The organism is Arthrobacter sp. NPDC057259 (genome assembly GCF_042668995.1).
In the GTDB taxonomy this organism is placed as follows: Bacteria; Actinomycetota; Actinomycetes; order Actinomycetales; family Micrococcaceae; genus Arthrobacter.
Genome location: NZ_JBHUYA010000005.1, coordinates 223,278 through 248,153 on the forward strand (window position 1 = coordinate 223,278; position 24,876 = coordinate 248,153).

The 24,876-nt window shown below is 72.2% G+C and carries 17 protein-coding genes; 6 read left to right on the plus strand and 11 right to left on the minus strand.

The window, feature by feature from the left end; genetic code table 11:
• Positions 1–9: 9 nt before the first annotated feature.
• A complete protein-coding gene (locus ACFUCU_RS10250; RefSeq protein WP_377972401.1) occupies positions 10–924 on the minus strand; it encodes a TatD family hydrolase in 915 nt (304 codons plus the stop codon).
• 209 nt (positions 925–1,133) lie between these two features.
• On the opposite strand from ACFUCU_RS10250, the gene ACFUCU_RS10255 reads away from it, so the two are divergent.
• From ACFUCU_RS10255 to ACFUCU_RS10265, 3 genes are read left to right on the plus strand one after another with little or no spacing between them, the layout of a single operon-like run.
• Positions 1,134–2,165: an AAA family ATPase gene (locus tag ACFUCU_RS10255; RefSeq protein WP_377972521.1), complete on the plus strand. Its 1,032-nt coding sequence runs from the start codon at positions 1,134–1,136 to the stop codon at positions 2,163–2,165.
• A gap of 12 nt (positions 2,166–2,177) precedes the next feature.
• Entirely contained in the window at positions 2,178–3,554 is a 1,377-nt protein-coding gene (locus ACFUCU_RS10260; protein ID WP_377972402.1) for a DUF58 domain-containing protein, read from the plus strand.
• On the plus strand, positions 3,551–6,151 hold the full coding sequence (locus tag ACFUCU_RS10265) for a transglutaminaseTgpA domain-containing protein (RefSeq protein ID WP_377972403.1): 2,601 nt from the start codon (positions 3,551–3,553) through the stop codon (positions 6,149–6,151). Before ACFUCU_RS10260 ends, ACFUCU_RS10265 begins: the two co-directional genes overlap by 4 nt.
• Here the strand turns inward: ACFUCU_RS10265 and ACFUCU_RS10270 are convergent.
• Together ACFUCU_RS10270 and rsmI are read right to left on the minus strand one after the other, a co-directional pair.
• Complete coding sequence (locus ACFUCU_RS10270) at positions 6,148–7,647, minus strand: NAD-dependent succinate-semialdehyde dehydrogenase (protein WP_364136874.1); 1,500 nt, start codon at positions 7,645–7,647, stop codon at positions 6,148–6,150. The genes ACFUCU_RS10265 and ACFUCU_RS10270 overlap by 4 nt on opposite strands.
• Positions 7,648–7,879: 232 nt before the next feature.
• Positions 7,880–8,719, minus strand: coding sequence for a 16S rRNA (cytidine(1402)-2'-O)-methyltransferase (rsmI, locus tag ACFUCU_RS10275; protein WP_377972523.1), 840 nt, complete (start codon positions 8,717–8,719; stop codon positions 7,880–7,882).
• A 155-nt stretch (positions 8,720–8,874) separates the two neighbouring features.
• Here rsmI and ACFUCU_RS10280 point away from each other — a divergent pair, with 155 nt between their 5' ends.
• Positions 8,875–10,641: a dolichyl-phosphate-mannose--protein mannosyltransferase gene (locus ACFUCU_RS10280; RefSeq protein WP_377972405.1), complete on the plus strand. Its 1,767-nt coding sequence runs from the start codon at positions 8,875–8,877 to the stop codon at positions 10,639–10,641.
• Positions 10,642–10,703: 62 nt separating this feature from the next.
• Positions 10,704–12,533, plus strand: coding sequence for an AMP-dependent synthetase/ligase (locus ACFUCU_RS10285; RefSeq protein WP_377972407.1), 1,830 nt, complete (start codon positions 10,704–10,706; stop codon positions 12,531–12,533).
• Between the two features lie 49 nt (positions 12,534–12,582).
• On the opposite strand, the gene ACFUCU_RS10290 is transcribed toward ACFUCU_RS10285, so the two are convergent.
• The 6 genes from ACFUCU_RS10290 to ACFUCU_RS10315 form a co-directional block, all read right to left on the minus strand.
• The gene (locus tag ACFUCU_RS10290) at positions 12,583–13,866 is read right to left on the minus strand and encodes a TIGR01906 family membrane protein (RefSeq protein ID WP_377972408.1); all 1,284 of its coding nucleotides are present in this window, start codon (positions 13,864–13,866) and stop codon (positions 12,583–12,585) included.
• A 150-nt stretch (positions 13,867–14,016) separates the two neighbouring features.
• The gene (locus ACFUCU_RS10295; RefSeq protein ID WP_377972410.1) at positions 14,017–15,252 is read right to left on the minus strand and encodes an Ig-like domain-containing protein; all 1,236 of its coding nucleotides are present in this window, start codon (positions 15,250–15,252) and stop codon (positions 14,017–14,019) included.
• Complete coding sequence (locus ACFUCU_RS10300) at positions 15,231–16,457, minus strand: Ig-like domain-containing protein (RefSeq protein ID WP_290258526.1); 1,227 nt, start codon at positions 16,455–16,457, stop codon at positions 15,231–15,233. Before ACFUCU_RS10300 ends, ACFUCU_RS10295 begins: the two co-directional genes overlap by 22 nt.
• A gap of 167 nt (positions 16,458–16,624) precedes the next feature.
• Positions 16,625–18,103 carry an adenosylhomocysteinase gene (ahcY, locus tag ACFUCU_RS10305; RefSeq protein WP_290258528.1) on the minus strand — a complete coding sequence of 493 codons (1,479 nt, stop codon included), beginning with the start codon at positions 18,101–18,103 and terminating at the stop codon, positions 16,625–16,627.
• A 139-nt stretch (positions 18,104–18,242) separates the two neighbouring features.
• A complete protein-coding gene (locus ACFUCU_RS10310) occupies positions 18,243–18,488 on the minus strand; it encodes a hypothetical protein (protein ID WP_290258529.1) in 246 nt (81 codons plus the stop codon).
• A 96-nt stretch (positions 18,489–18,584) separates the two neighbouring features.
• A complete protein-coding gene (locus tag ACFUCU_RS10315) occupies positions 18,585–18,992 on the minus strand; it encodes a DUF3499 domain-containing protein (RefSeq protein ID WP_377972413.1) in 408 nt (135 codons plus the stop codon).
• 120 nt (positions 18,993–19,112) lie between these two features.
• Between ACFUCU_RS10315 and ACFUCU_RS10320 the strand changes: the two genes are divergently transcribed.
• Positions 19,113–19,613: a metallopeptidase family protein gene (locus tag ACFUCU_RS10320; RefSeq protein WP_377972414.1), complete on the plus strand. Its 501-nt coding sequence runs from the start codon at positions 19,113–19,115 to the stop codon at positions 19,611–19,613.
• Here the strand turns inward: ACFUCU_RS10320 and ACFUCU_RS10325 are convergent.
• Both ACFUCU_RS10325 and ACFUCU_RS10330 read right to left on the minus strand, forming a co-directional pair.
• Positions 19,610–21,328 (minus strand): DUF5719 family protein, encoded by a 1,719-nt coding sequence (locus tag ACFUCU_RS10325; RefSeq protein WP_377972415.1) that lies wholly within the window; start codon positions 21,326–21,328, stop codon positions 19,610–19,612. The two genes, ACFUCU_RS10320 and ACFUCU_RS10325, sit on opposite strands and share 4 nt — an antisense overlap.
• The gene (locus ACFUCU_RS10330; RefSeq protein ID WP_377972417.1) at positions 21,321–24,848 is read right to left on the minus strand and encodes a glycosyltransferase family 2 protein; all 3,528 of its coding nucleotides are present in this window, start codon (positions 24,846–24,848) and stop codon (positions 21,321–21,323) included. The genes ACFUCU_RS10325 and ACFUCU_RS10330 overlap by 8 nt, the downstream gene beginning before the upstream one ends.
• Positions 24,849–24,876: the final 28 nt, after the last annotated feature.

Consider the following 24,876-nt stretch of genomic DNA (forward strand, 5'->3'; position numbering starts at 1 on the left):
ATCCCGGCGTCAGTCCCAGGATCCGTATGCCCGCACGGTATTTTCGGCCAGGCCGGCGCAGAGTCCGGCGAGGTCCCGGCCTGTCAATTCGGCCATGCCGCGGACCGTGTACGGCACCATGTAACTGGCGTTCGGACGGCCCCGGTGCGGGTGCGGGGTCAGGAACGGCGCGTCGGTTTCGACCAGCAGCAACTCGGGTTCGGCGATGACCAGCGCGCTGCGCAGGTCGGCGGCGTTCTTGAAGGTCACCGTCCCTGCAAAGGACATGTACCAGCCCTCCCGGTTGCAGGTTTTCGCGAGCTCTTCGCCGCCCGAGAAACAGTGGAAGACCACCCGCTCGGGGGCGCCCTCCTCGCGCAGCACCTGCACGACGTCGTCGTGGGCGTCCCGGTCGTGGATCTGCAGGGTCAGGCCCAGCCGCTTGGCGATGTCGATGTGGCGGCGGAACGAGTAGCGCTGGTGGGCCAGGCCCTCCCCCTCGGTGCGGAAGAAGTCCAGGCCGGTCTCCCCGATGGCCCGGACCCGGGGGTGGGCGGCGAGCGCCTCGATCTCGGCCAGCGCCTCCTCCAATTCGCCGCGGGCGGCGTAGTGGGGTGCGTCGTTCGGGTGCAGGGCGACGGCGCCAAGCAGCCGCGCGTCGAGGTCGACGGCTTCGACGGTGAATCGGGAGGACTCCAGGTCGCAGCCGACCTGGATGGCGCCCTGCACGCCGACGGCGGCGGCGGCGTCGAGGGCGTCCTTGATCCCGACGGCGGGCCCGTCCGCGGACGCCCCGGCGTCCGGGAAGTCCAGGTGGGTGTGGTTGTCCATGACCGGGACCGGCAGCGGCTCCGGTGCCGGCGGGTAGGCCTTGCGCCCGGAGGTACCGGTGCCCTCGTCACTGATCGCGCGGAACGGGGCCGGGGCCTGGGAGGAAGAGGACATGCTTCCAGCCTAGCGGCGGCCGGATCGGACAATTACCGGAACTCTCTGTCTGCGCTGAGAGTTGTGTGAGTACGCTGATATCACACAGGCGGCCCACCGTGGTGCCCGGCAGCATCTGCCTGCCGCGGATTTCCGGCCGCCCCAGGGCTGAAAGGCTGCCGATGGATTTCCACCGCCGCACCACCTTTGACGAGACCGTTGACGAGGCCATGGCTGCGCCGCAGCAGGCCGCCCATGTCCCCGCCGCCCGCACCGGGCAGGAGCCGATGGATCCGGCGGAGTTCAGCCGGGCCTGCGACCGGATCCTGGCCGGCATCAACACGGTCATCGACGGCAAAGCCGAGGCGGCGAAGCTGGCCCTGACGGTGCTCCTGGCCCAGGGCCACCTGCTCCTGGAGGACGTGCCCGGCGTCGGGAAAACCATGCTGGCCAAGACCCTGGCACGCACCATCGACTGCACGGTCAGCCGGATCCAGTTCACCCCGGACCTGCTGCCCTCGGACGTGACCGGCGTGTCCGTCTACAACCAGGCGACGCGGATGTTCGAGTTCCGTCCCGGCGCGGTCTTCGCCAACATCGTGATCGGCGACGAAATCAACCGGGCCTCCGCGAAGACCCAATCCGCCCTGCTCGAGTGCATGGAGGAGCACCAGGTCACCGTCGACGGGACCTCCTACCGGCTGGACGAGCCGTTCATGGTGGTGGCCACGCAGAACCCCATCGAGATGGAGGGCACCTATCCGCTGCCGGAGGCGCAGCGGGACCGGTTCATGGCCAGGATCTCGATGGGCTACCCGGACCGGGAGGCGGAGCTGGAGATGCTGGAGACGCACCAGTCCGCGTCGCCGTTGGCCGCCGTGTCCGCCGTCGTCACCGCCGCGCAGGTGGCCGCCATGATCGCCACGGTCCAGCAGGTCTACGTCTCCCGCGCGGTCAAGGAGTACACGGTGGCGCTCGGCCGCGCCACGCGGGAGAGCCCGCTGCTGCGGCTCGGTGCCAGCCCCCGGTCCATGCTGCAGCTGCTGCGCGCGGCGAAGGCCACCGCGGCGCTGGAGGGCCGGGACTTCGTCCTGCCCGACGACGTCGTCGCCGTCGCCGAGCCGGTGCTGGCGCACCGCATCATCCTGGACCGAAAGGCCGCCGGCACCGGCGAGACTCCGCAGTCGGTCATCCGCTCCATCCTGGCCAAGGTTCCGGTGGGCGACGGGGCCGCCGGTCCGCCCGCGGGCCGGCGCCGCTAGGACCCGGCCGCCATGGGGGTATGGGACCGGATCCCGAAGCAGATCTTCAGCACGCGCGGCTGGGGGCTGCTGGCCGCCGGGGTGCTCTGCCTGCTGGCCGCCCAGGTGCTGGGCCGGCGGGACCTGCTCTCCCTGGCCCTGCTGCTGCTGATCCTGCCGCTGCTCTCCCTGGCCGGCACCCGGGTGCTGAAGCCGCGGTTCAGTGTTTACCGGGAGTTCGACCCGTCCCCGGTCCAGACCTCCGCCGCCGTCATGGTCCGGCTGGCGGTGGCCCGCACCGGACCGGGCACCGGGCACGCCCTGATGGAGGAGCAGCTCCCGCCCCGGTTCGGCCAGTCCCCGGTGTTCCGCTTTCCGGCCCGCACCGCCACGGCCGGCAGCAGCCGCTACGAATACCAGCTGCGCAGCGCCACGCGCGGGCAGTTCGTGATCGGCCCGGTCACCGCCGAATTCAGCGACCCGTTCGGGCTCTCGGTCCACCGGCACGCGATCGACGCCGGGGACGTCCTTACGGTCACGCCCGCCCCGGTCTATCTCCCGCCCACCTCTCTCGCCGGCGCGCGCGGCCACGACGGCGTCACCGCCACCCGGAGCCGGGCCAACCCCAGCGACGACGACGTCATGACCCGCGAGTACCGGCACGGCGACCCGATGCGCCGGGTGCACTGGGCCGCCACGGCCCGGCACGGGGAGCTGATGGTCCGCCAGGAGGAGTCGGTCACCACCCCGGAGGCGACCGTGATCCTGGACCACCGCTATCTGGCCCACTCCCACGGCACCGGGTACGCCGGCCCCTCGGACGGGCTGGAGCCGGTGAGCAGCGACTCGTTCGAGTGGGCCGTGACGGCCGCGATGTCCGTCTGCGCCCACCTCGGCGAGCGCAGCTACGCGTTGCGCTGCCTCGACCCCTCCGGCGAGCCCGCCTTCCTCCACTCCCCCTCCGCCCCGGAACCGCACACCGAGGAGTTCCTGGGCGCGGCCGGGCTGCAGTCCATCGCCGAGAGCCTGGCCGCGATCGGGCTCACCGGCCCCCGGCATCCCGGCGGGGACGCCGGGCCCCGGCCCTTCGATGACCGGCTGCTGGACAAGCTCTCCGCCCACCGCCTGCGCGGTCCCGTCCTGGCGATCCTTGGCCGGCTCACCCCGGCCGAAGCCCGGGACCTGGCCCCGGCGGCCGCGTTCGGCGCCAACGCCTTTGCCCTCGTGGCCGCCGGGCGCGGGGCGGAGACGGAGGAAATAATGGCGGTGCTGCGCCGCGGCGGCTGGCGGGCGGTGGCGGTCTCCCCCGCCACCGCCCTGGCCGCGGCGTGGTCCGCGTTCGACGACGACGGCGCCGCCCCCGAGGCGACGGCCGCCGACGCCCGCCGCGGTGCGGGGGCGCGGCGATGACGCTGACGGATACCCCGGCCCGGGGCGGCGGGGGGACCGGCTCCGCCGGACACGGTCCCGACACCGGCCGCGACGGTGCCGGTCGTGGCGAAACAGGCGGCACCCCGGGCGGCCCGGCCGGCCGCATCCGCGGCGCCGGCCTGGAACCGTGGGCGATGGCCCTCTCCGTCGCCGTGGCACTGGCCGGGGCCGCCCTGGGCATGAACGGGGTACTGCGCGGCTGGGCCTGGTACCCGCCCGTGCTGACCACCGTCTTCACCGTCGCCCTTGCCACCGCCGCCCTGCGGTCGCTCCGCCTGCCGGGGGTGGTGGTCAGCCTCGGCGGGTTCCTGTCCCTCGCGGCGGTGCTGACCAGTACGTTCTTCCGACCGTCCAGCATCGCCGGGTTCATCCCCTCGGCCGAGACGCTGGGACAGCTGCAGGCCTACCTGCGCCGCGCCAACGAGACGATCCTGGGTGAGAGCACCCCCGTGGCGCCGAACGCGGGCATCGTGCTGCTGATCTGCGGGGTGCTGGGACTGCTGGTGGTGCTGGTGGATACCCTCTGCGGCCCGCTGGCCCTGCCGGCCACCAGCGGGCTGGGCATCCTGGCGGTCCTGGTGGTCCCCGCCCTGGTCAAGCCGCAGAGCGTGGGCTGGCCGGCGTTCACCGCCGCGGCCGCCGGCTACCTGATGATCCTGGCCTGCAGCCACTGGTTCCACCCCGGCTCGGGCCTGCGCGGGGACACCGCGCGGACCCCCGGGCAGCTGCGCCGCGCGGGTGTCCTGGGGGCGATGGCGCTGGCCCTGACGCTGCTGGTCCAGGGGGTGGTGCCGGGCTTCGACCAGGGCGCCTTCCCGCAGGGCTCCCGGCTCACCCCGTGGGGCGGCGCCACCGGCCTGAACCCGATGATCAGCCTGGGCAACAGCCTCCGGAGCCCCTCCGGAGTCGGCCGGATCACCTATGCCAGCAACGCCGGGTCCGCGCCCTATCTCCGCTCGGTCACGGTGGACAGTTTCGACGGCGACTCCTGGTCCCCGGATGACCGGGATGCCACCCGCCGGCCGGGCACCGGTGCGATCGATCCTGGGACCGACGTCACCGCCGACGAGCAGGTCCGGACCGTCACCGCGGTCAACACCGGGCAGTTCACCAGCCCCTACCTGCCGGTCCCGTACGCCCCGGCGTCTGTCAGCGGCCTCACCGGCCGGTGGAACTGGGATCCGGCGACCCTCAGCATCAAGGGCATCGACGTGAACTCCCGCGACCAGCAGTACGTCGTGGCGTCGGTGGCGCCGAAGCTGACCCCGGCCGTCCTGGACCGGTCCACGGAGCAGCCCCGCGGCCTGCCGGACCTCTTCACCCGGGTTCCGGGCAACGTCCCGGCGATCGTGCGGCAGACGGCGGACACGGTCACCGCCGGGGCCGGCACCGAGTACGCCAAGGCGATGGCCATCCAGGCCTACCTGCGCTCCCCGGCGTTTACCTACTCGCTGCAAGCGCCGGTCCAGAACGGCTACGACGGCAACGGCCTCTCCGTCCTGGCCGACTTCCTGGCCCAGAAGAGCGGCTACTGCATCCACTTCTCCTCGGCGATGGCCGTGATGGCCCGGCTGGAGGGGATCCCCAGCCGGATCGCCGTCGGGTACGCCCCGGGCCGGCCCACCGGTTCGACGGTGTCGCTCGCCGGCCTGGGGGCGCTGCCGGAGTACGAGGTGGACGCCCGCGACGCCCACGCCTGGCCCGAGCTGTACTTCCAGGGCCTGGGCTGGGTGGCGTTCGAACCCACGCCCTCCCGCGGCGTCGTCCCGGGCTATGCGACCGAGGCGGCGGCGCCGAGCGGGGCGAGCACCAACGAGAACAACGACGGGCTGGTGCCCTCGGCCGATCCGAAGCCCACGACGTCGGCGGCGCCCCTCCCGGTACCCGTCCCCGCCGCGGCCGGCGGCACGGCCACGGGCCCGGAGATCCCCTGGCCGCTGCTCTACGGCGCCGGGGGCGTGCTGCTGGCGGCGCTGCTGCTGGCCACCCCCGCCCTGGCCCGTGCCGGGTTGCGGCGGCGGCGGCTGCGGGCCGCGGCGGAGGATCCGGCGGCCGCCGCGGGGCCTGCCTGGGCGGAACTGCGCGACCTCGCCGCGGACTACGGCCTGCCGCCGCGCGGCAGCGATTCGCCCCGGCTGTTCGCCGCCCGGCTGCTGGGCTCTCCCCTGCTGGGAGTCCCGGACGGGGCGGACGCACCGGCCCGGGACGCGGTGGAGATCCTGACCGCGGAACGCGAACGGCAACGCTACGGCCGCCCCGGGGTCGAGGGCCAGCCACCGGGCGCGGCAGGGGGTGGGGCCGGAAGTGCTTCCGGGAGTGAGACGGCGGAGCGAATCGCCCTGATCCGCGGCAGCCTGCAGGCAAACGCCCCCTGGGCGGCCCGGCTGCGCGCCGGGTGGCTGCCGCCGTCGCTGTTCACCCGCTGGCGCAAGGCCCTGACCAGGACCTTCACGCGCCCGCTGCGCCGCGTGCCGCGGCCGGCCCCGGACAACCGGGCCACCCCGCAAACGCCGAACGGCGCCGCGGAGACCCGTTCAGGGTTCCGCGGCGCCGTCCGCAGGCTTCGCCGGAACTAGCCGGCGTACGGGTCGGCGATGCCGATGTACTGGGTGTAGAGGTACTCCTCGATGCCTTCAAGGCCGCCCTCGCGGCCCAGGCCGGACTGCTTCACGCCACCGAACGGCGCCGAGGCGTTGGAGACGACACCGGCGTTCAGGCCCAGCATGCCGGTCTCGAGGCGTTCGCCCATCCGGATGCCCCGGTTGAGGTCCTTGGTGAAGACGTAGGCCACCAGGCCGTACTCGGTGTTGTTGGCGAGCCGGACGGCCTCGTCCTCGGTGTCGAAGGTGATGATCGGGGCGACCGGCCCGAAGATCTCCTCGTTCAGGATGCGGGTGCCCTCGGTGACGCCCTTGAGGATGGTGGGCTGGTAGAAGTAGCCCGGGCCCTCGACGGCGGCGCCGCCGATGACGGTCTCGGCGCCGGCGGCGACGGCGTCGGCGACCAGGTCGTGGACCTTGTCGCGGCTCTTCGCGTCGATCAGCGGGCCCACCTTGGACTCCGGCTCGGTGCCGCGCGCCGGGGTCATTTCCTTCATCTTGGCGGCGAACTTCTCGGCGAATTCGTCGGCGACGGACTCGTGCACGATGAAGCGGTTGGCCGCGGTGCAGGCCTCGCCCATGTTCCGCAGCTTGGCCAGCATGGCGCCGGTGACGGCGGCGTCAATGTCGGCGTCCTCGAAGACCAGGAACGGGGCGTTTCCGCCAAGCTCCATGGAGGTCCGGAGCACGTTCTCGGAGGCGTCGGCGAGGAGCCGGCGGCCCACCTCGGTGGAGCCGGTGAAGGAGAGCTTCCGAAGCCGGGAGTCCTTGATCAGCGGGCCGGTGGTGGCGCCGGCGGTGGAGGTGGGGATGACGTTCAGGACGCCGGCGGGCAGCCCGGCCTCCATCATCACGGCGGCGAACAGCTGCGAGGTCAGGGGGGTCAGGTTCGCGGACTTCAGCACCATGGTGCAGCCGGCGGCGACGGCGGGCGCGATCTTGCGGGTTGCCATGGCCAGCGGGAAGTTCCACGGGGTGATCAGCAGGCAGGGGCCCACCGGCTTCTTCGCCACGAGCAGGCGGGACTTGCCGTCCGGGGACACCGAGTAGCGGCCGAAGGCGCGGACGGCCTCCTCGGAGAACCAGCGCAGGAACTCGGAACCGTAGGTGACCTCGCCGCGCGCCTCGGCCAGCGGCTTGCCCATTTCCAGGGTCATCAGCAGGGCGAAGTCCTCGGCCCGCTCCGTGACCATGTCGAAGGCCCGGCGGAGAATCTCGCCACGCTCGCGCGGCGGGACCTTGGCCCAGGACTCCTGCGCCGCGGCGGCGGCGTCCAGGGCGGCGGCGCCGTCCTCGGGGCCAGCGTCGGCCAGGCTCAGCAGCACCTTGCCGGTGGCGGGGTCCTCCACGTCGAAGGTCTTGCCGGACGCGGCGGGACGCCACTGCCCGTCAATCAGCAGGCCGGTGGGCACGGAGGCCAGCAGCGCGGCCTCCCGCTCGGCGGTAACGGTGGGCTGGGCAGTTACAGTCACAATGACTCCCTCGTCGGCAATGGATGGAAAAGGTCGGATGGCGGGCCCGGGGACTGGCGTCGCACTCGTGGCTCCGTCAGGCAGGTGGGGCGGGCCCAGCAGCGGGTGCGGCCGGGCCGAACTACTGCCCACGGTACTGCCGGTTTCTCGGGGGTGTCTACGCTTCTGCGCACTAGGAACCGGGCAGGCCGCTGTGCAGCTGCACAAGGTGCGGCGGGCCGCCGCTGGGGCCTCAGCGGGCGGCCAGGACGGCGGCGTAGAGTTCGCGTTTGCTGACCCGGGTGTCCTCCGCGACCGCGGCCACGGCCTCCTTGAGCCGCATGCCCTGGGCGACCAGGGCGTTGACGTCCGCCACATGCTCTTCCGGCTTCCCCGGCTCGCGCTTGGGGGCCCCGGCGACGACGACGGCGATCTCCCCGCGGATCTCGGAGGTCTCGGCCCAGCGCAGCAGCTCGCGCAGGTCTCCGCGGATGACCTCCTCGTAGGTTTTGGTCAGTTCGCGGCAGACGGCGGCCCGGCGAGCGGCGCCGAAGCGTTCGTGCAGGGCTCGCAGCATCGGCTCCAGCCGGTGCGGGGCCTCGAAGAACACCATGGTGCGGGACTCGTCGTCGAGCTCGGCGAGCCTGCCAGCCCGCTCCCCCGCCTTCCTCGGCAGGAACCCCTCGAAGCAGAAGCGGTCGGTGGGCAGGCCGGAGAGGGCCAGGGCGGTCAGCACGGCGGAGGGGCCGGGAGCCGCGGTGACGGTGATGCCGTCCGCCACGGCCGCCTCGACCAGGCGGAAGCCCGGGTCCGAGACCGAGGGCATGCCGGCGTCGGTCACCATCACCAGGGTCTTGCCGGACCGGACCTGGTCCAGGAGTTCGCCGGTCTTGGCCACCTCGTTGTGTTCGTGATAGCTGATCACCCGCCCGGCCACCGTGATGCCGAGGCTCTGGACCAAGCGGTGCAGGCGGCGGGTGTCCTCGGCCGCGACGATGTCCGCGGTCTCCAGGAGCCCGATCAGCCGCGCGGAGGCATCGCCAACATTGCCGATCGGGGTGGCCGCGAGGACGACCCGGCCCTGGCCGGAGATGCTGCCGGAATAGCTGCCGGCGAAACTGCCGGAAGAGCTCCCGGGGGACGTGCCTGCGGGGGCGTCGGACTGGGGGCTGCTCGGCTCGGATTCCACAGCACCAGCCTACTGCCGCCCCGCGCGCGGGACCGACCCGGCCGGCTGCCGCCGGTAGCATGGGCTTCGTGACGCAGACCCCCATGCGGTCAGCCGGGGCCGCGCCGACCCCCGCCGACGCAAGCACGCAGCAGCCCGCCGCATCCCGCCGACGTGCGGCCGGTGCCGCCGGCGGCGGCCGGAACCTCGAGGGGCACCGCTGGATTGCCCGGCCGAAGGAGGCGTACACCCTGCCCGCCCTCACGCGGCGGCTGGTCGGGGACCTCGGCAGCTGGCGGGACTACCCGCCGTCTTTGCGTCTCTGGTACTGGCTGATCCCCACCCTCACCGCGGTGCTGGGCGGCATCCTGCGCTTCGTCCGGCTGGACACCCCGCACAACCTGGTCTTCGACGAGACCTATTACGTCAAGGACGCCTACTCCTACCTGGTCAGCGGGTACGAGCGGGCGTGGCCGGACAAAGCCAACGATTCCTTCATCGCCGGAAATCCGGGCATCCTGCTGGACAGCCCGGAATACGTCGTGCACCCGCCGGTGGGCAAGTGGATGATCGCCGCCGGCATGTGGCTGTTCGGGCCGGAAAGTTCGTTCGGCTGGCGCTTCGGCGCGGCCCTGACCGGCACCCTCTCCATCCTGCTGCTCGCCCTGATCGCCCAGAAGCTCTTCCGCTCCATGACCCTGGGCGCGGTGGCCGGGCTGCTGCTGGCCGTCGACGGCCACCACCTGGTGATGTCCCGGACCTCGCTGCTGGATATCTTCCTGATGTTCTGGATCCTGGCAGCGTTCGGCGCGCTGCTGATGGACCGCGACGACGGCCGGCGCCGGCTCGCGGCACGGCTCGCCGCGCAGGCCTCCGCTTCGCAAGCATCCGCTCGGCAGGCTGGTGTCCCCACGCGGCTGCAGCTGGCCGCCGGCCCCTGGCTCGGGGTGCGCTGGTGGCGGCTCGCCGCGGGGGTCTGCCTCGGCCTGGCCGTGGGCACGAAGTGGTCCGCGCTATTCTTCCTGGCCGGCTTCGGCCTCCTCACCGTGTTCTGGGACCTGAGTGCGCGCCGGATCGCCGGGGTGCACGGCTGGATCGCCGGCGGCATCCTCAAGGACGGCCTGCCCGCGTTCCTGAGCATCGTCCCGGTCGCCGGGCTGGTCTACCTGGCCACCTGGACCGGCTGGTTCCAGTCAAGCAACGCCTACTTCCGGCACTGGGCCGAGGCCAACCCGTCCGCACAATGGGGCTGGATCCCCAACGCGCTGCGGTCCCTGGCGCACTACCACCTGGAGGCGTACAAGTTCCATCAGGGACTCAGCGCTGACCACCCGTACAAGGCCAGCGCCTGGAGCTGGCTGGTGATGGGCCGGCCGACGTCGTTCTTCTACGAGTCCCCCAAGCAAGGCACCGGCGGCTGCGAGCTGCCCAGCTGCACCTCGGCCATCCTCTCGGTGGGCAACCCGCTGATCTGGTGGAGCGCCGCCGTCGCCCTCGGCGCGCTGCTGTTCTGGTGGATCGGCCGCCGCGACTGGCGGGCCGGGGCGGTGCTGGCCGGCGTCGGCGCCGGCTACCTTCCCTGGTTCATGTACCCAGAGCGGACGACGTTCTTCTTCTACGCGGTCTCCTTCGAGCCGTTCCTGGTCCTCGCCCTGGTCTACTGCCTGGGGCTGGTGTTGGGCCGCCGGACGGACCCGCTGTGGCGGCGCCGGTCAGGTCTGCTCGTGGTGGCCGTGTTCGTCGTCGGTGCGGTGCTGCTCTCGGCGTTCTTCTACCCGGTCTGGACGGCCGAAGTGATTTCCTACCAGGACTGGCGGGCCAGGATGTGGATGCCGTCCTGGATCTAGGGCAGGATTACTAGCGGACACCCGGTCACCGGCCGGCCGACCCGGAACGGGAGAGACGCGACGTGAGAGAAGCCAGCACCGGACTGCTTGTGGAGCTGGATCCGGACAGTAATGTCACGGACCTGCTGCTGGAGCAGTACGCCGAGGACCCGGTCCGCACCCTGTACGCCCGCAAGGGTCCCAACGGCTGGACGGACGTGCCGGCCAGGCAGTTCGTGGAGCAGGCCCGATCCCTGGCCAAGGGCCTGATCGCCGGCGGCATCGTCCCGGGCGACACCGTGGCCGTCATGTCCGCCACCCGCTACGAATGGACCGTGGTGGACTTCGCCATCTGGTTCGCCGGCGGCGTGACCGTTCCGATCTACGAAACGTCCTCCGCCAGCCAGGTCGAATGGATTTTGCACGATTCCGGCGCCCGCCGCGTCTTCGTCGAGGACCAGGCCAAGGCGGACCTGGTCCAGGGCGTCCTGGACTCCTCCGCCCTGCTCGCCGAACGCGTCCTCGGCGTGGTCCGGATGGACTTCGACGGCGCTGCCCCCAACCTGGCAAGCCTGGCCGCCGCCGGCACCGGCGTCACCGACGCCGAGTTGGAGCGGCAACGGTCCGCGGCGGGCCTGGACGACGTCGCCTCCCTGGTCTACACCTCCGGCACCACGGGCCGGCCGAAGGGCTGCGAGATCACGCACGGAAACTTCGCGCTCGTGGCCAAGAACATCGTCCTGTTCCTGCCCGAGATCCTGCTGAACCCCTCCAACCGGACGCTGATGTTCCTGCCGCTGGCGCACGTGCTGGCCCGCGCCGTGCAGGTGGTCTGCCTGGCCGCCGGCACCACCCTGGGCCACACCGGCAGCGCCAAGGAACTCCTCGAGGATCTGGGCACCTTCAAGCCCACGTTCCTGCTGGTGGTGCCGCGGATCTTCGAAAAGGTCTACGCCGGCGCCTCGCACAAGGCCGCCGAGGCGGGCAAGGGCAAACTGTTCGACGCCGCCGCCACCACCGCCGTCGAGTACTCCCGGGCGCTCGACGCCGAGTCCCGCGGCGAGGGCCGGGGACCCGGCCTGCTGCTGCGCGCCCGGCACGGGCTCTTCGACAGGGTGTTCTACCCGCGGCTGCGGCAGGCGTTCGGCGGCCAGCTGGGCTACACCGTCTCCGGCGCCAGCCCGCTGAGCGCCAACGACGCGCACTTCTTCCGCGGCGCCGGGATCCCGGTGCTGGAGGGCTACGGACTGACCGAGACGACGGCCCCCTGCACGGCCAACACCCCGTCCCTGACCAAGGTGGGAACCGTGGGCATCCCGATCCCCGGCACCACCATCCGGATCGCCGACGACGGCGAGATCCTGGTCAAGGGCATCGGCGTCTTCAAGGGCTACCACGCGAACGAGACGGCCAACGCCGAGGCCTTCACCGACGGGTTCTTCCGCACCGGCGACCTCGGCGCCCTGGACGAGGACGGCTTCCTGACCATCACCGGCCGCAAGAAGGACCTGCTGGTCACCGCCGGCGGCAAGAACGTGGCACCCGGGCCGATGGAGGAAAAGATCCGCGAGCACCAGCTGGTGGCCCAGGCCGTAGTGGTGGGCGACGGGCGGCCGTTCGTGTCAGCGCTGATCAACCTGGACCCCGAGGGCCTGGAGAATTGGTGCGCAGCGCAGCGCATCCCCGTGATGGGTGCCGCCGAGGCGGCCTCTTCAGAACTGGTCAGGGAGGCCCTGCAGGCCGCCGTCGACGACGCGAACCGGCTGGTCTCCAAGGCCGAGTCGATCCGCAGCTTCGTGGTCCTGGACGCCGACTTCACGGTCGAGTCGGGCCACCTGACCCCGTCACTGAAACTGAAGCGGGCCGCCGTCGTCCGGGACTACGAGGAGCACATCAACCGCATCTACGGCTGAGCGTGCGGCGGGGCGTGAGCCCCGCCGCCGCTGCGGCCGCGTGTGGCTGCTAGGACTGCGCGGGTCCGGCGGGGGCGCTTGCGCCCTTGGATGCCGCTTCCGGTGCGGCGTCCGTGGACGGTTCCGACGCAGCGTTCGGCACGGCCATAGTCTCTGCGGGCGCCTCCGTGGCCGGGGTGCCACGGCGCTTGAAGCGGCGGCCCTTGAGCGCCGCCTCGGTGGACGAGTCGGCGTCCGTCAGGCCGCCGGCGGCCGACGCGTCGCCGGCAACACTGTCCTTCGCCTTCCCGGTCCGGGGCGGCAGGCCGCGGCGGCGCCGGGTGGGCCAGGTGAGGATGAGGGTCAGCAGCGAGGCCAGCAGCACCAGGGCGCCGATCGCGATCCCGGCGTCGCTCCAGAACTGGGCCGGGAAGAGCCGGATCAGGGTGTCCTGCAGGGAAAACGTCCAGGTGCCGTTGGCGAAGAAGATCTGGTGGAACTCGGTGAAGAACTGTTCCCAGCCGAGCACCGCCAGGACGCCCAGGCCGATGATGATCACCAGGGTGGCGATGGAGCCGGCGAAGAGCCCGCGGCGGACCCCGCCGGTGCTGCGCCGGCGCAGGTACAGGATGGCGACCAGGCTGACGATGCCCAGCAGCGTCCCCGCCGCGAAGGAGGAGAGCATCACGGTTTTGACGTCGGCCATGTGGCTGACCTCGCCGGCCTTGAACAGCTTCTCCCCGCTGCGGTTCACCAGTTCCCCCAGGTAGCGCGGGCCGGACCAGTTGCCCAGGTAGTCCACGGCGTAGGAACCGTAGGTCATCCGGTCATCGATGTTGAAGCCGTAGCCGTCGCCCGGGAAGCCGGGACGGTTGTATTCGGCCCAGAGGAACAGCGGGCTGGTCACGGCGCGGACGGCGAGCACCAGCAGGATGACCGGGAAGCAGATGGCCAGCAGGACCTGCATGACCCGGGGGGCCACGGGCTTGGCGTTGGCGGCCTGCTCGCGTTCGGCGTTGCGGCGCTCGACTTCCTCCTGGGGCGGGCGCACGTGCAGGGCCGAGGTGGGGAGCGCCTCGCGGTAGGCGTCCGCCCCCGCGGGACGGCCGACGGCGGTGGCGCCGCCGGTGCGTTCGTCGGTGCGGCGTTCGTCGGTCCGGCGTTCGGCGGCGAGCCGTTCGGCCCGGCGGCCCTGGCGTTCACCGGGTTCTGCGACATTGTCCTTGCCCGGGGCCGGCTTCGAGGCGGCGGCGCCGGAGGGCTTCATCCACTCGAAGGCGGGCTCGTCCGTGTCCCCGGCGGGATCCAGGTCGGGCTCCGGCCGGTTCGGAGGGGTGGCACTCTTCTCAGTCACTGCTGCTTCGCTTCCGTCGGATTCCGCGCGTCCGGGCGTCGAGCCGGGCCGCGCCTCATATCTGTTCTCGAGCCTACCGTCAGGGTTTCGGCCCCGGGGAGGTGCCACCCCGGACCGTCACCGATTCGTGGCCAAACTCCCCGCGCTCCGCTAGCGCTTGGCATACACGTTCCAAGGGATGTTCCAGTCGCCGAAGCCCTCGAGGGGCTCTACCGGCGGAGCGCCCGTGTTCAGGGTCTGGACCACGTCGCCGGGCTTCATCGTGGCGAAGAACCACGCGGCGTCCGCCGGCAGCAGCCCGACGCAGCCGTGCGAGACATTCGCCCGGCCTACCGCGCCCCAGGCCGATTCCAGCGCCTGATGGACGTACACGCCCGACGTCGTGAGCCGGTTGGCGTACTCGACCGTCAGTGGCGGGTAGTAGCCCTTGTCCCCCGGCTTGAGCCCGATGCTGCCTGCGTTGAACCGGGAGCTGCGCTCCTGCTCCATGATCACGGCGTACCCCGTCGGGGACAGCCAGTCCTCCCCGCCGAGGGTCACCGGCGCGGTGCGGGCGAGGGCGCCGTCGATGTAGACGTTCATGGTCTTGGTGGTGTCGTCCACGACGGCGATCCGCTGCGGGCCCACCGTGTAGCCGATCCGGGTGTCCGCGTTCCCCACCATCCCGTTGCCGAAGTCCACCCCGAAGAGGCGCAGGTCCACGCTGACCGTGGCGTTGGCGGCCCAGAAGGTTTCCGGCCGGATCCGGGCGCGCCGGTCCGAGTACCAGTGCCAGGCCACGGGCTGGCCGGAGGATGCCGTGACCGTCACGGCCCGCTCCAGCGCCTCCTTGTTCTTCACCGGTTCGCTGAAGATGATCTCAAGCGGCTGGCCGGCGCCGAGGGTGCTGCCGGCGCGGGGGTAGAGGGCGGCGTCGGCCTCATTGGCGGCGGCCACCGTGGTGAACCGCTGCTCCCGGACTGTGGTCCGCCCGGCGCCGTCGACGATCGTGAAGCGATACCGGTAGACGGTGTCAAAGTCGAGCGGCTGCTCCGCCGTCCAGGTGGAGCCGTCGGCGCTGAGGCTACCGGGGACGGGGCCGCCACCGTTCTCGGGGCGCAGCGTCACCTCCAGCACGCGGCCGTTCACGGCCTTGACCGCGGGCAGCGAGGCCGGGTTGACGCCGGTGGCACCGTCCAGCGGCGTCACGCCAAGTTCCAGCGGCTGCAGCACGGGGACGGCGAGTCCGCTGACCGAGCGCATCGGCGCGGACGCCTCCGACGGCAGCTTTTCCTCGGCCCAAACCGGGGCGGTGGCGGATCCGATGCCGGCCGCGGCCAGGAGGAGGCAGATGCCCGCGACGGCGGGCAGCCTGCTCCGGCGCTTTAGTTGGCGTACTGGGCCCATGGGATATTCCAGTCGCCGTAGCCGTCGTCGAACGCGGCGAAGTCGCCCTCGGTGTTGACCACCTGGACCACGTCGCCGGCGGTCATATTGTCGAAGACCCACTGGGCGCCGTCGGGTCCCAGCCCGATGCAGCCGTGCGAGAGGTTGGCCTTGCCGATGAAGGGCAGGGCGGAGTCGGTAGCCTGGTGGATGAACTCGCCGCTGGGGGTCAGCCGGGTGGCGAAGTTGACGTCCAGCTCTCCGTAGTAGGCCGGGTCACCGGGCTTGAGGCCGATCGAGGCGGCGCTCATGTGCTCCACCCGGTACTTCTCCATCAGCACCAGGTAGCCGCGCGCCGAGGGGAACCGGGTGTCGCCCATGGTGGTGGGCCATTCGCCGACCTGCTGGTCGTTGACGAAGGCCTTGAAGGTGTGGGCGGTGGCGTCGGCGATCGCGGTCTTCTTGTCCCCGATGTGGATGGTGACCTTCTTGTTGAAATTGCCGATCTGGCCCTTACCGAGGTCGACGCCGAAGAGCTGCATGTCCATGGTGATGGTGCTGTTGGCGGCCCAGAAGTTCTCCGGCCGGTACCGGACCATGGTGTTGCTGAACCAGTGGAACTCCCCGGGCTGGCCGGAGGTGGAGGTGATCTTGATGGCCTTCTCGACAGCGTCGCGGTTCAGGACCGGTTCGCTGAAGGTGATCTGAATCGGCTGCGCGACGCCCACCTTCATCCCGTCCAGCGGGTAAATCGCGGCGTCCGCCTCGTTCGCGGTGGAGACCGTGGTGAAGCTGCGGGTGGAGGTGGTGCTCCGGCCGGCGGCGTCGATGACGGTGTAGGTGTAGGTGTACCGGGTGTTGAACTTCAGCGGCCCGGACGCGGTCCAGCTGGAACCGTCCGCGCTGAGCGTGCCATCCACCGAGCCGCCGGATTCGCTGGTCAGGGATGCCCGGTCGATCCGCCCGTTGCCGACCTTCAGGGTCACCGGCGAGGCAGGGTTCACGGCCGTGGCGGCGTCCGCCGGGGCCGCGGTCAGCTGGACCGGCGGCAGCACCGGGTAGGCCAGTCCCGGGGTGGACCGCTCCGGCGAGGAAGCCTCGGAGGCAAAGGACGGGTGGGCCAGCGGCCCGGCCGCGGCGAAGACTCCTCCGCCGGCTCCCAGCACGCAGACAGCGGCCAGGACGATGGCCTTGCGGCGGGTGCTCCAGGTTTTTGAGACGGTCACGATACTCGGGTCCTTCCAGACGTCACCTTGCCAGCATAGGGGCAAACGGGCGCCGGACCGGGCCGGACCGAGGCACGATACGGTCACAAAAAAGGCCCCGGGCCCGCGGCGGGTGCCGTGGGTCCGGGGCCTTCCCGGGAGACTCAGGGGATGTTCCCAGGGAGCTCCTAGTAGCGGTAGTGCTCCGGCTTGAACGGGCCGGCAACGTCGAGGCCGAGGTACTCCGCCTGTTCCTTGCTCAGCTCGGTCAGGGTAGCGCCGAGGGCGTCAAGGTGCAGCCGGGCGACCTTCTCGTCCAGGATCTTGGGGAGCACGTAGACCTGCTTCTCGTACTCCTTCTCACCCTCGGGCTGGCCGGCCTTGGTGAACAGTTCGATCTGCGCGATCGTCTGGTTCGCGAAGGAGTTGCTCATCACGAAGGACGGGTGGCCGGTGGCGTTGCCGAGGTTGAGAAGGCGGCCCTCGGAGAGGACGATGATCGACTTCTCCCCGTCGGTGCCCTCGTTGAAGACCCACTCGTGGACCTGCGGCTTGATCTCGACCTTCTTGACGCCGGGGATGCGGGCCAGGCCGGCCATGTCGATCTCGTTGTCGAAGTGGCCAATGTTGCCCACGATCGCCTTGTCGCGCATGCCGGCCATGTGCTCGGCCAGGATGACGTCCTTGTTGCCGGTGGTGGTGATGAAGATGTGGCCCTCGGCGAGCACGCTTTCGAGCGTGGCCACCTGGTAGCCGTCCATGGCGGCCTGCAGCGCGCAGATCGGGTCGATCTCGGTGACGATCACGCGGGAACCCTGGCCCCGGAACGCCTCGGCGGCGCCCTTGCCGACGTCGCCGTAGCCGCAGACGACGGCGACCTTGCCGCCCATCAGGACGTCGGTTGCACGGTTGATGCCGTCGGGCAGGGAGTGGCGGATGCCGTACTTGTTGTCGAACTTGCTCTTGGTGACGGAGTCGTTGACGTTGATGGCCGGGAAGAGCAGCTTGCCCTGTTCGGCGAGCTGGTACAGGCGGTGCACGCCGGTGGTGGTCTCCTCGGTCACGCCCAGCAGGCGGGAGCCGATCCGGGTCCACTTCTGCGGGTCCTTTTCGAGCGAGGCGCGCAGGACGGACAGGAAGACCCGGCCCTCCTCGGACTCGTCGTCGCCTGCGGCCGGGACGGAGCCCAGGGCCTCGAACTCGGCGCCCTTGTGCACCAGCATGGTGGCGTCGCCGCCGTCGTCGAGGATCATGTTCGGGCCCAGATCCGGGTTGCTGTCCGCACCGGGCCAGGTCAGGATCTGCTCGGCGGTCCACCAGTATTCCTCGAGCGTCTCGCCCTTCCAGGCGAAGACGGGGACGCCCTGCGGGTCCTCGACCGTGCCCTGGCCGACGACAACGGCCGCGGCGGCCTCGTTCTGGGTGGAGAAGATGTTGCAGGAGGCCCAGCGCACCTCGGCGCCCAGCGCCGTGAGGGTCTCGATCAGCACTGCGGTCTGCACCGTCATGTGCAGGGAGCCGGCGATCCGGGCGCCCTTGAGCGGCTGGCTGGGGCCGAATTCCTCGCGCAGGGCCATCAGGCCCGGCATCTCGTGCTCGGCGAGGCGGATCTGGTGCCGGCCGGCCTCGGCCAGGGAGATGTCGGCAATCTTGTAATCGAAGGTCATGAAAATCCTTTGGAGTAGCCGGGTTGGAAGCGTCGGGTTGAAAGCACGGGGCTGTCAGGGGTTCGGAGCCGCGGGCGGTTCCGATGGGAGGCGGCCGGGGCACCCTTGGTGGGGTGCCGCGCCCGCCCTGGGGCAGGTGCTAGTCAGCGGCGTGGCGGGGTCCGGCGGGCGCGCCGCCGTCGTGCTGGTCGGACGCGGCGGAGCCGGCGGCGGCCAGGAGTTCGGGCGGGAGCAGCAGCGGAATGCCGTCTTCGATGCCGTAACGGAGGGTGCGGCCCTGCGCGTCGGGGCTGGTGGCAACGAGTTCCTCGCCCTCCTGCACCAGGGTGGAGCCGGTGACCGGGCAGCGCAGCACGGAGAGAAGTTCGGAACTGATCAATGGCACGTTAAGACCTGGCATGGCGAAGGCTCCCTGGGGGCGCCGCGTCGGGCGCCGGTGGCTTACGGAAAGTTCTTCCCCAGCCTACCGCTGATTCGGGGCTCAGGAGGGTTCGCGGAGGACGCGCAGGTGGCCGCGCCGGGCGCCCTCCGGGGTGGCCGGGGCCTCCAGGGCGGGATGGCTGGCACGCTGCCCGGGGGCCTGGGCCGCGTCGTTACCCTGGCCGGTGGCGGCCGGGCGTCCGGCGGCCTCACGGACGGCGTGGGCCAGGGCCAGCAGGTCGTCGGGGCCGGGCCCGGCGGGCGTCGCGGGCATGGCCAGGCGGAGGACTTCCCAGCCGCGGGGCACCGTCAGGGACCCGGCGTGCTGTTCGCAGAGGTCGTAGCAGTGCGGTTCGGCGTAGGTGGCCAGCGGGCCGAGAACCGCGGTGGAGTCGGCGTAAACGTACGTCAAAGTCGCCACCGCCGAATTCCGGCAGGCGGACCTTGAACAGAGACGAATTGCACCCACGACACCACAGACTACTCCCCTGCACGGTTCCGGGGCCGCATTGAAACACCGCAGGAGGGCCCGCACCCGCGTACGGCCCGTCATATCGCGGAATCAGGGCGCCGGGTTTAGAGTCGAGGTATGCAGCCTTTGCCCCACGATTCCGGCTTTACGGTGCGGCTCACGGAGCCCGGCGCCGCCGAGGGCGGCCGTGTCCGGGGCTTCCGCGAACGCCGCAGGAACCGCCATGGCCGCGGCCTGCGCGGCGAGCTGCTGATGCCCACCCTGCCGGGGTACCGGACCCGGGCTGAGCGCTTCGACGATTTCGTCCTCGATTCGGCCCAGCGACTCCACGACATCTGGGGCAAGCCGCTGGACGGGGTCCGGTTCGCTGTCGAGGACATCCCGCCGCAGCTCGAGCAGCTCGTGGCCGAGGGCTCTCCCGCGCCGATGGGTGCCTACGCGCCGGCGACGGCGGGCGAGGGCCCGGTGATCACGCTCTACCGCCGCGTGGTGGAGCAGGCGTGCGGGAGCCGGGAGGAACTCGCGGACCTGGTGCACGACGTCGTCGTCGAACGCACCGCAGAGATGCTGGGTGTTCCGCCCGAGACGCTCGACCCTGTCTACCGCCGCCGCTACTAGTAACCGAGGGTGACAGCGACCTTTTCCTGCCCGGCCGCGCCCGGGGACACCGGTACCGTGGCTACGTCCGCCTTCCCGTCGCGTTCGAGCAAGACCGCGCCGTACGCCGCCTCCCCCGCCGCCGACACCAGGTAACCCACCACCGCGGAGCCTTCCACGTCGGCGGGGACCTGCACGGACGCGGTCGTGCCGCCTGCGATGTCCGCCGTCGTGGCGCTGCGGATTTTGCCGTCCGCGGTGACCGGCGTGTAGGAGATCGTGGCACGCCCGTCCGGGGCGCCGAACATCAGGAAGCGGCTGCCGGCCGCCGGGACCGGCACCAGGTGCTGGCTGCCGAGCCGGATGGCGGACGGCGACCAGGCGACGTCCGTGGGCTCCTCGGCCTTGAGGCCGCGGGTGACGCGGGCGGCCGCGGTGAAGGAGACGTCGGAACTGGCCGAAACGGTGTAGTGCCCGTCGGGAACCCCCGCCAGCGGGACGGTGGTGACCGCGCCGGCCTTGGCGGTGACGACGCCGCCGCCGGGCAGCGGCTTCTGCCCATCCCGGCCGTACATCTTGACCTCCACGACGGCGTCCGCGGCGCCGGGGACGGCGATCTGGAGTGCGGGGCCGGCGTCCCCGAAGCCGGACTTGGCCGTGAGCGGGCCGAGGGCGGCAGGGTCCTGGATGTCCAGCCCGGTGACGGCCTGCCGGGTGGCGGGGCCGGTGCCGGGGGTGATGAAGTCGACGCCGCCGGGCGTCAGTCCGCGAAGCACGCTCTGCTGGATGACGGCGGCCACGGGGCCGCCGGTGCTGCGCACCCGCACGGCCAAGCTGTCCTGTCCCGGGGCGAGGCCGGCCAGGACGATCGAGCGGGTGGTGCCGGGGGCCACCAGCAGGCCGCGGCTGCCCGGAGCCTGGATGACGCCCTTGGCGCCGAAAAGGTCGAGGTTGACCGTCGCCGGGGTGCCCGAGGCATTGCTCAGGTTCAGCACGGCGGTCCGGCCCAGCGAGGTGTCCGCACCTACCAGCCAGAGATCGTTGGCGGGATTCTGGCAGGCCGCGGCGGCGGTGCCGCGGAGGTCGCCGTCGTCCGCGGCGTAGCTCATGGCGGCGGCGGCGGAGGGCTGCTGGTCCCCGAACGCGTCCGAGCTGAGGACGCTCACGGCGTCGATCCCGCGCTGGGTGACTGCGGCGCGGGGTGCCGGCGGTGTGCCCGCTGGGGCCGGAGCCGGGCTGGCGGTGGCGGGCGCGGCCGGGGCCTTGGCCAGTTCCACCAGCGGACTGCCGGTGAGGCCGGCGAGGCGGCTGCCGGGGAGCACGCCGGACCCGTTGCCCAGGACCAGGGCGGAGACGGAGCTCTTGGCCGTGGCGGACTCGGGGCTGAACTGCGGGTCGGTCCCCACCGGGGTGGCCTGGAGCAGCCGGGCCGGGGCGGGGCACACGGCCACGAGGTTACCGGCCGGGACGGCGGCCTGAGGTGCCGTCAGCGGGCTGCTGCCGGAGGTTCGGGGCGCCAGTGCCGTGGCGGCCACCAGTCCGCCGCCGGCGGCCACTATGACCACGCCGGCGAGGATCCCGCCCAGCGGGCGGGCCAGGGTCTTCAGCCGCCGGGCTGTTGGCCGGGAATCAGTGGGCCGGGATTCCTTGCCGCGGGCGCTGCGGTCCCGTTTGCCGTCGTACGGACCGTCGCCGGAGTTTTCGGGCCGGGCCGCGGGGTGCTGTTCGTCAGGCATGCTGGTGTTCCTTCCGCAGGGACGCTTCGTCCCGGGAGATGCCGGCATTGCGGCGGCGGGCGGGCATGGGGATGGCCAGCAGCACGGTCAGGCCGATCACGACCGCCTGCCCGATGCCGGTCCAGAGCGCCCAGGGGTTCTCGTAGCGGATGCTGAGCTGGCCGCCGCGGGCCGGCAGCGTGAAGGCCTGTGCCCAGTCCGAGCTGGTGGCGGTGAGCCGCTTGCCGTCCAGGAAGGCGCTCCATCCGGCGTCGGCCCGTTCGCTGAGGACCACCAGCCGGCCCTCGGGACCGTCCGGAACGGGAGCCTCGGCGTCCAGCGGTCCGGCGGGCAGGAGTCCGGTGGTGGCGCCGGAGCCGTCGACGATCCGCAGCCGGTGTGCCACCTCCGCGGCGTCGGCGGGGCCCTGCTGGTTTGGGTGCAGCGGGGTGATACGCCACAGCCAGCCGACGTCGGTCTGCCCGACGGCGACGAGGCCAGGGACAGCGTCCATCCGGCTGGCCGTCAGCTGGGCCGAGCTGTCCGTGGCCGAGAGCACCACGAAGCCGACGCCGAATTCCTCCAACTGCTGGCGCGGATCCACGCCCTGGCCGGCGACAATGGTGGCGACCAGGGAGCGGAGTGAGCCGTTGACGGCGTCGTCCAGCCGGACGGATTCCTCGCCCGGGGCCCCGATGACGGGCCGGGCGGAGGCGATCGCGGACAGGGCGTCCAGGGTGGTCCCGGAGCCACGCATCAGCGAGGCGGCGAATCCGCCGTTGTCCTGTGCGGAGATCACCAGGGTCCGGGCCTGTTCGGGACCCTCGCCGCGGTCGATCGCGGTGGCGGGCAGCGCCGTGGCCCGGCCCGGCTGAAGCAGCCGGGAAACCCCGAGCGCCCCGTCACCGGCGGCGGCATCTGCGGCGTCGGTGCCGGCGGCAGGTCCCGCGGCCGGGGTTCCGGTTCCCGCGGATCCGGTGGAGGCGGCCCCGGCTGAGGCAGTTCCGGCGGGGGCGGCCGTGGTCTGCAAAACGTTGTGCGCGGACCACGCCGCCAGCCCTGCAAGCGGCCCCGCGACCAGAAGCACCACGGCGGCCGCGGCGGCGCCCTTCACCAGGAAGGCAGGGACCGCGACTGCACGGGCCGGAAGCGCCCGGGAGGTGGTGGGCCCTTCTGTTGCGGTGTCGGCGGGCGACTCGGCCCCCGGCTCTGCCTCAACGGTGACGGACCGGGTGCGGGCTGCGGCCGCGGCGTCCAGCAGGGCCTCGGCGCCGAGCAGCGCCGCGCCGAGCAGGAGGAAAGCGGCGGCAGACACGGCCGGTCCGGAGAACGGGGAGACCAGCACCTCGGCGCTGGCGGCGACGGCGAGGTGGCCGGCTAGCCAGCTTCCGGCCAGCAGTACGAGGGCCGCGGCCCACAGGCTGCGCGCGAGGCGGGGCCGGCGGCCGGTGCCGCGGCGGCCCGGAAGGAACAGCGCAGTGAGCGCCAGCACCAGGACGGGAACCCCTGCCAGCAGGGCCAGCAGCAGCGCCCACGGCACGGGGCCAGGACCGAAGAGGGACAGCCCGGTCAGGCCCGCGCCGGCGTCGAAAGCAAGCGGCTGGCCTAGCGCCTGCTGCCACAGCGGCGCGGCGTCGAAGCCGAGCGGCAGTCCCGGGTCGGCGAGCAGGGCGCGAGGGCGGTCCAGGGCGGAGAGAGCGAACGGAACGAACAGCGCCAGGCTGGGAAGCAGCGACCACCAGAGCGTGCGTCCCCGGCGGCCCAGCAGGACCGCGCCGAGGACGATCAGGACCAGGGCAGGCACCAGGAGCGATGGGGCGGCGGCGGTGACGACCACCAGGGCGAGCCCGGCGGCGGCCGCGGCGGTCCAGGACGGCGTCCCGTTGATGCCGGGTTTGATGGGGGGCTTCTCGGTAAAGCGGCGCTCCCCCGGCGCGGGCACCGCGAAGCGGCCGCGGCCGGGGACGGTGCCGGTGGCGCGCAGCAGCGCCAGGACCAGTAGCGGCAGCATCACGTGGGCCACCATGGCACCCAGTCGGCCCTGGTTCAGTGCCACCTGCAGCGCCGGGGCGCCGGCCCAGGCCAGCGCGGCGATGAACCGCAGCCGGCGCCGCCGGGTCAGGGCCCCCGCGGCGAACCAGGCCGTCAGGGCCGCCAGCGGCATGGCCAGCAGCAGCAGCCACACGACCGAGGCGTTGGCGTTCCCCGCGCCGAGGACGCCCAGGAACCAGAGCACGAAACCGAAGGGATCCCCGCGCCCTGGCAGCCCGGCCCCAAGTTCCACCCACCAGCCGGTGGCGTGGTCCCAGATCCTGCCCAGCCCGGTAGAGAGCGGGATCAGCGCGCCGCCGGTGACGGCGTCGGCCCGGAAGATGTTCAGCAGCCCTGCCACCGAGGCCGCGGCCGCAAGCAGCACCGCCAGCAGCGCGCCGGCTCCCACCCAGCCGCGGTCCGTTGCGGCCAGGGCGGCGAAGTCGTCGGCGGCGTCGCCGCTGGGCTGCTCGCCCAACGGGTCGTGGCCCGGCATCCCCTCGGCCTCGTCCGAGCCGAGGGACTCGATCAGTGAGCGCCGGTGGGCCCAGACCTCGCGGCGGTGGGTCTGCAGGCCCTTGATCACGGAGCGGCGGATCCGGCGGGTACGCGCCGCGTTGCGGCGGCCGCGGAGAACGGCGGCGGGCCGGGCCAGGGCGCCGACGGTGGCGACCAACTGGGCCAGTCCGTGGCCGGGGTCCTTGAGCGCGATGCTCAGGACAAGTTTGAACAGGCTTCCCAGCAGGGCGCCGATGGCATGCAGGGGCACCTTCCAGGCCGAGGCGTGCTTGAGCCGCAGGTGGACCTGGGCCTTGCGGGCGGCTGCGGGGGTGCCCTGGCCGTGCGGGCGGTGCGCCACGTGGAACATGCGTGCCGTCGGGACCACCACCACGCGGTGGCCGGCCAGGCGGTTGCGCCAGCAGAAGTCGACGTCGTCGCCGGTTCCGGGCAGGGCCGGGTCGAATCCGCCCAGCTGCTCCCAGACATCCCGGCGGACCAGCATGCCGGCGGAGTTGACGGCAAAGGTGTCGCTGCGGCCGTCGTACTGGCCCTGGTCGAGCTCGTCCGCCTCGATCAGGGTGAGCCGCTCGGCCCAACGGCTGATGGAGAGTCCAACGTCGATCAGGCGCCGCTCGGAGTGCCAGTCGAGCTGCTTGCAGCCTGCCACCGTCACCGAGGGCGCACGTTCGACGGCGTGCAGCAGTTCCGCGAGGGCCTCGGGGGCCGGGGCGGCGTCGTCGTGGAGCAGCCAGATCCATTCGGCGTCGGCGGCCATGCCCTCCCGGCGCGGGGCCAAGGCGGCCAGGGCGGCCTGCACCGCTCCGCCCATGCCGGTCCGGGAGTGTTCGACGGCGGTGACGTTGCCGGCGCCGAGCGCCTGCGCCAACAGGGCCGCCGAATGGTCACGGGATCCGGTGTCGGCCCCGATCGCGGCGTCCGCGGGGCGCGTCTGCGCCGCCAGGGCCGCGAGGGTTCTGGGGAGGTAGTCACCGCCGTCGTGGGCTACCACGACGGCGGTGACTCGTACTTCTTGAAGA

What these genes read in the sequence shown, in the direction of transcription:
- ACFUCU_RS10250 (WP_377972401.1), bottom strand. Translation starts at nt 924, where the DNA reads ATGTCCTCTTCCTCCCAGGCCCCGGCCCCGTTCCGCGCGATCAGTGAC.
- ACFUCU_RS10255 (WP_377972521.1), top strand. Translation starts at nt 1,134, where the DNA reads ATGGCTGCGCCGCAGCAGGCCGCCCATGTCCCCGCCGCCCGCACCGGG.
- ACFUCU_RS10260 (WP_377972402.1), top strand. Translation starts at nt 2,178, where the DNA reads ATGGGGGTATGGGACCGGATCCCGAAGCAGATCTTCAGCACGCGCGGC.
- ACFUCU_RS10265 (WP_377972403.1), top strand. Translation starts at nt 3,551, where the DNA reads ATGACGCTGACGGATACCCCGGCCCGGGGCGGCGGGGGGACCGGCTCC.
- ACFUCU_RS10280 (WP_377972405.1), top strand. Translation starts at nt 8,875, where the DNA reads ATGGGCTTCGTGACGCAGACCCCCATGCGGTCAGCCGGGGCCGCGCCG.
- ACFUCU_RS10295 (WP_377972410.1), bottom strand. Translation starts at nt 15,252, where the DNA reads ATGGGCCCAGTACGCCAACTAAAGCGCCGGAGCAGGCTGCCCGCCGTC.
- ahcY (WP_290258528.1), bottom strand. Translation starts at nt 18,103, where the DNA reads ATGACCTTCGATTACAAGATTGCCGACATCTCCCTGGCCGAGGCCGGC.
- ACFUCU_RS10320 (WP_377972414.1), top strand. Translation starts at nt 19,113, where the DNA reads ATGCAGCCTTTGCCCCACGATTCCGGCTTTACGGTGCGGCTCACGGAG.
- ACFUCU_RS10325 (WP_377972415.1), bottom strand. Translation starts at nt 21,328, where the DNA reads ATGCCTGACGAACAGCACCCCGCGGCCCGGCCCGAAAACTCCGGCGAC.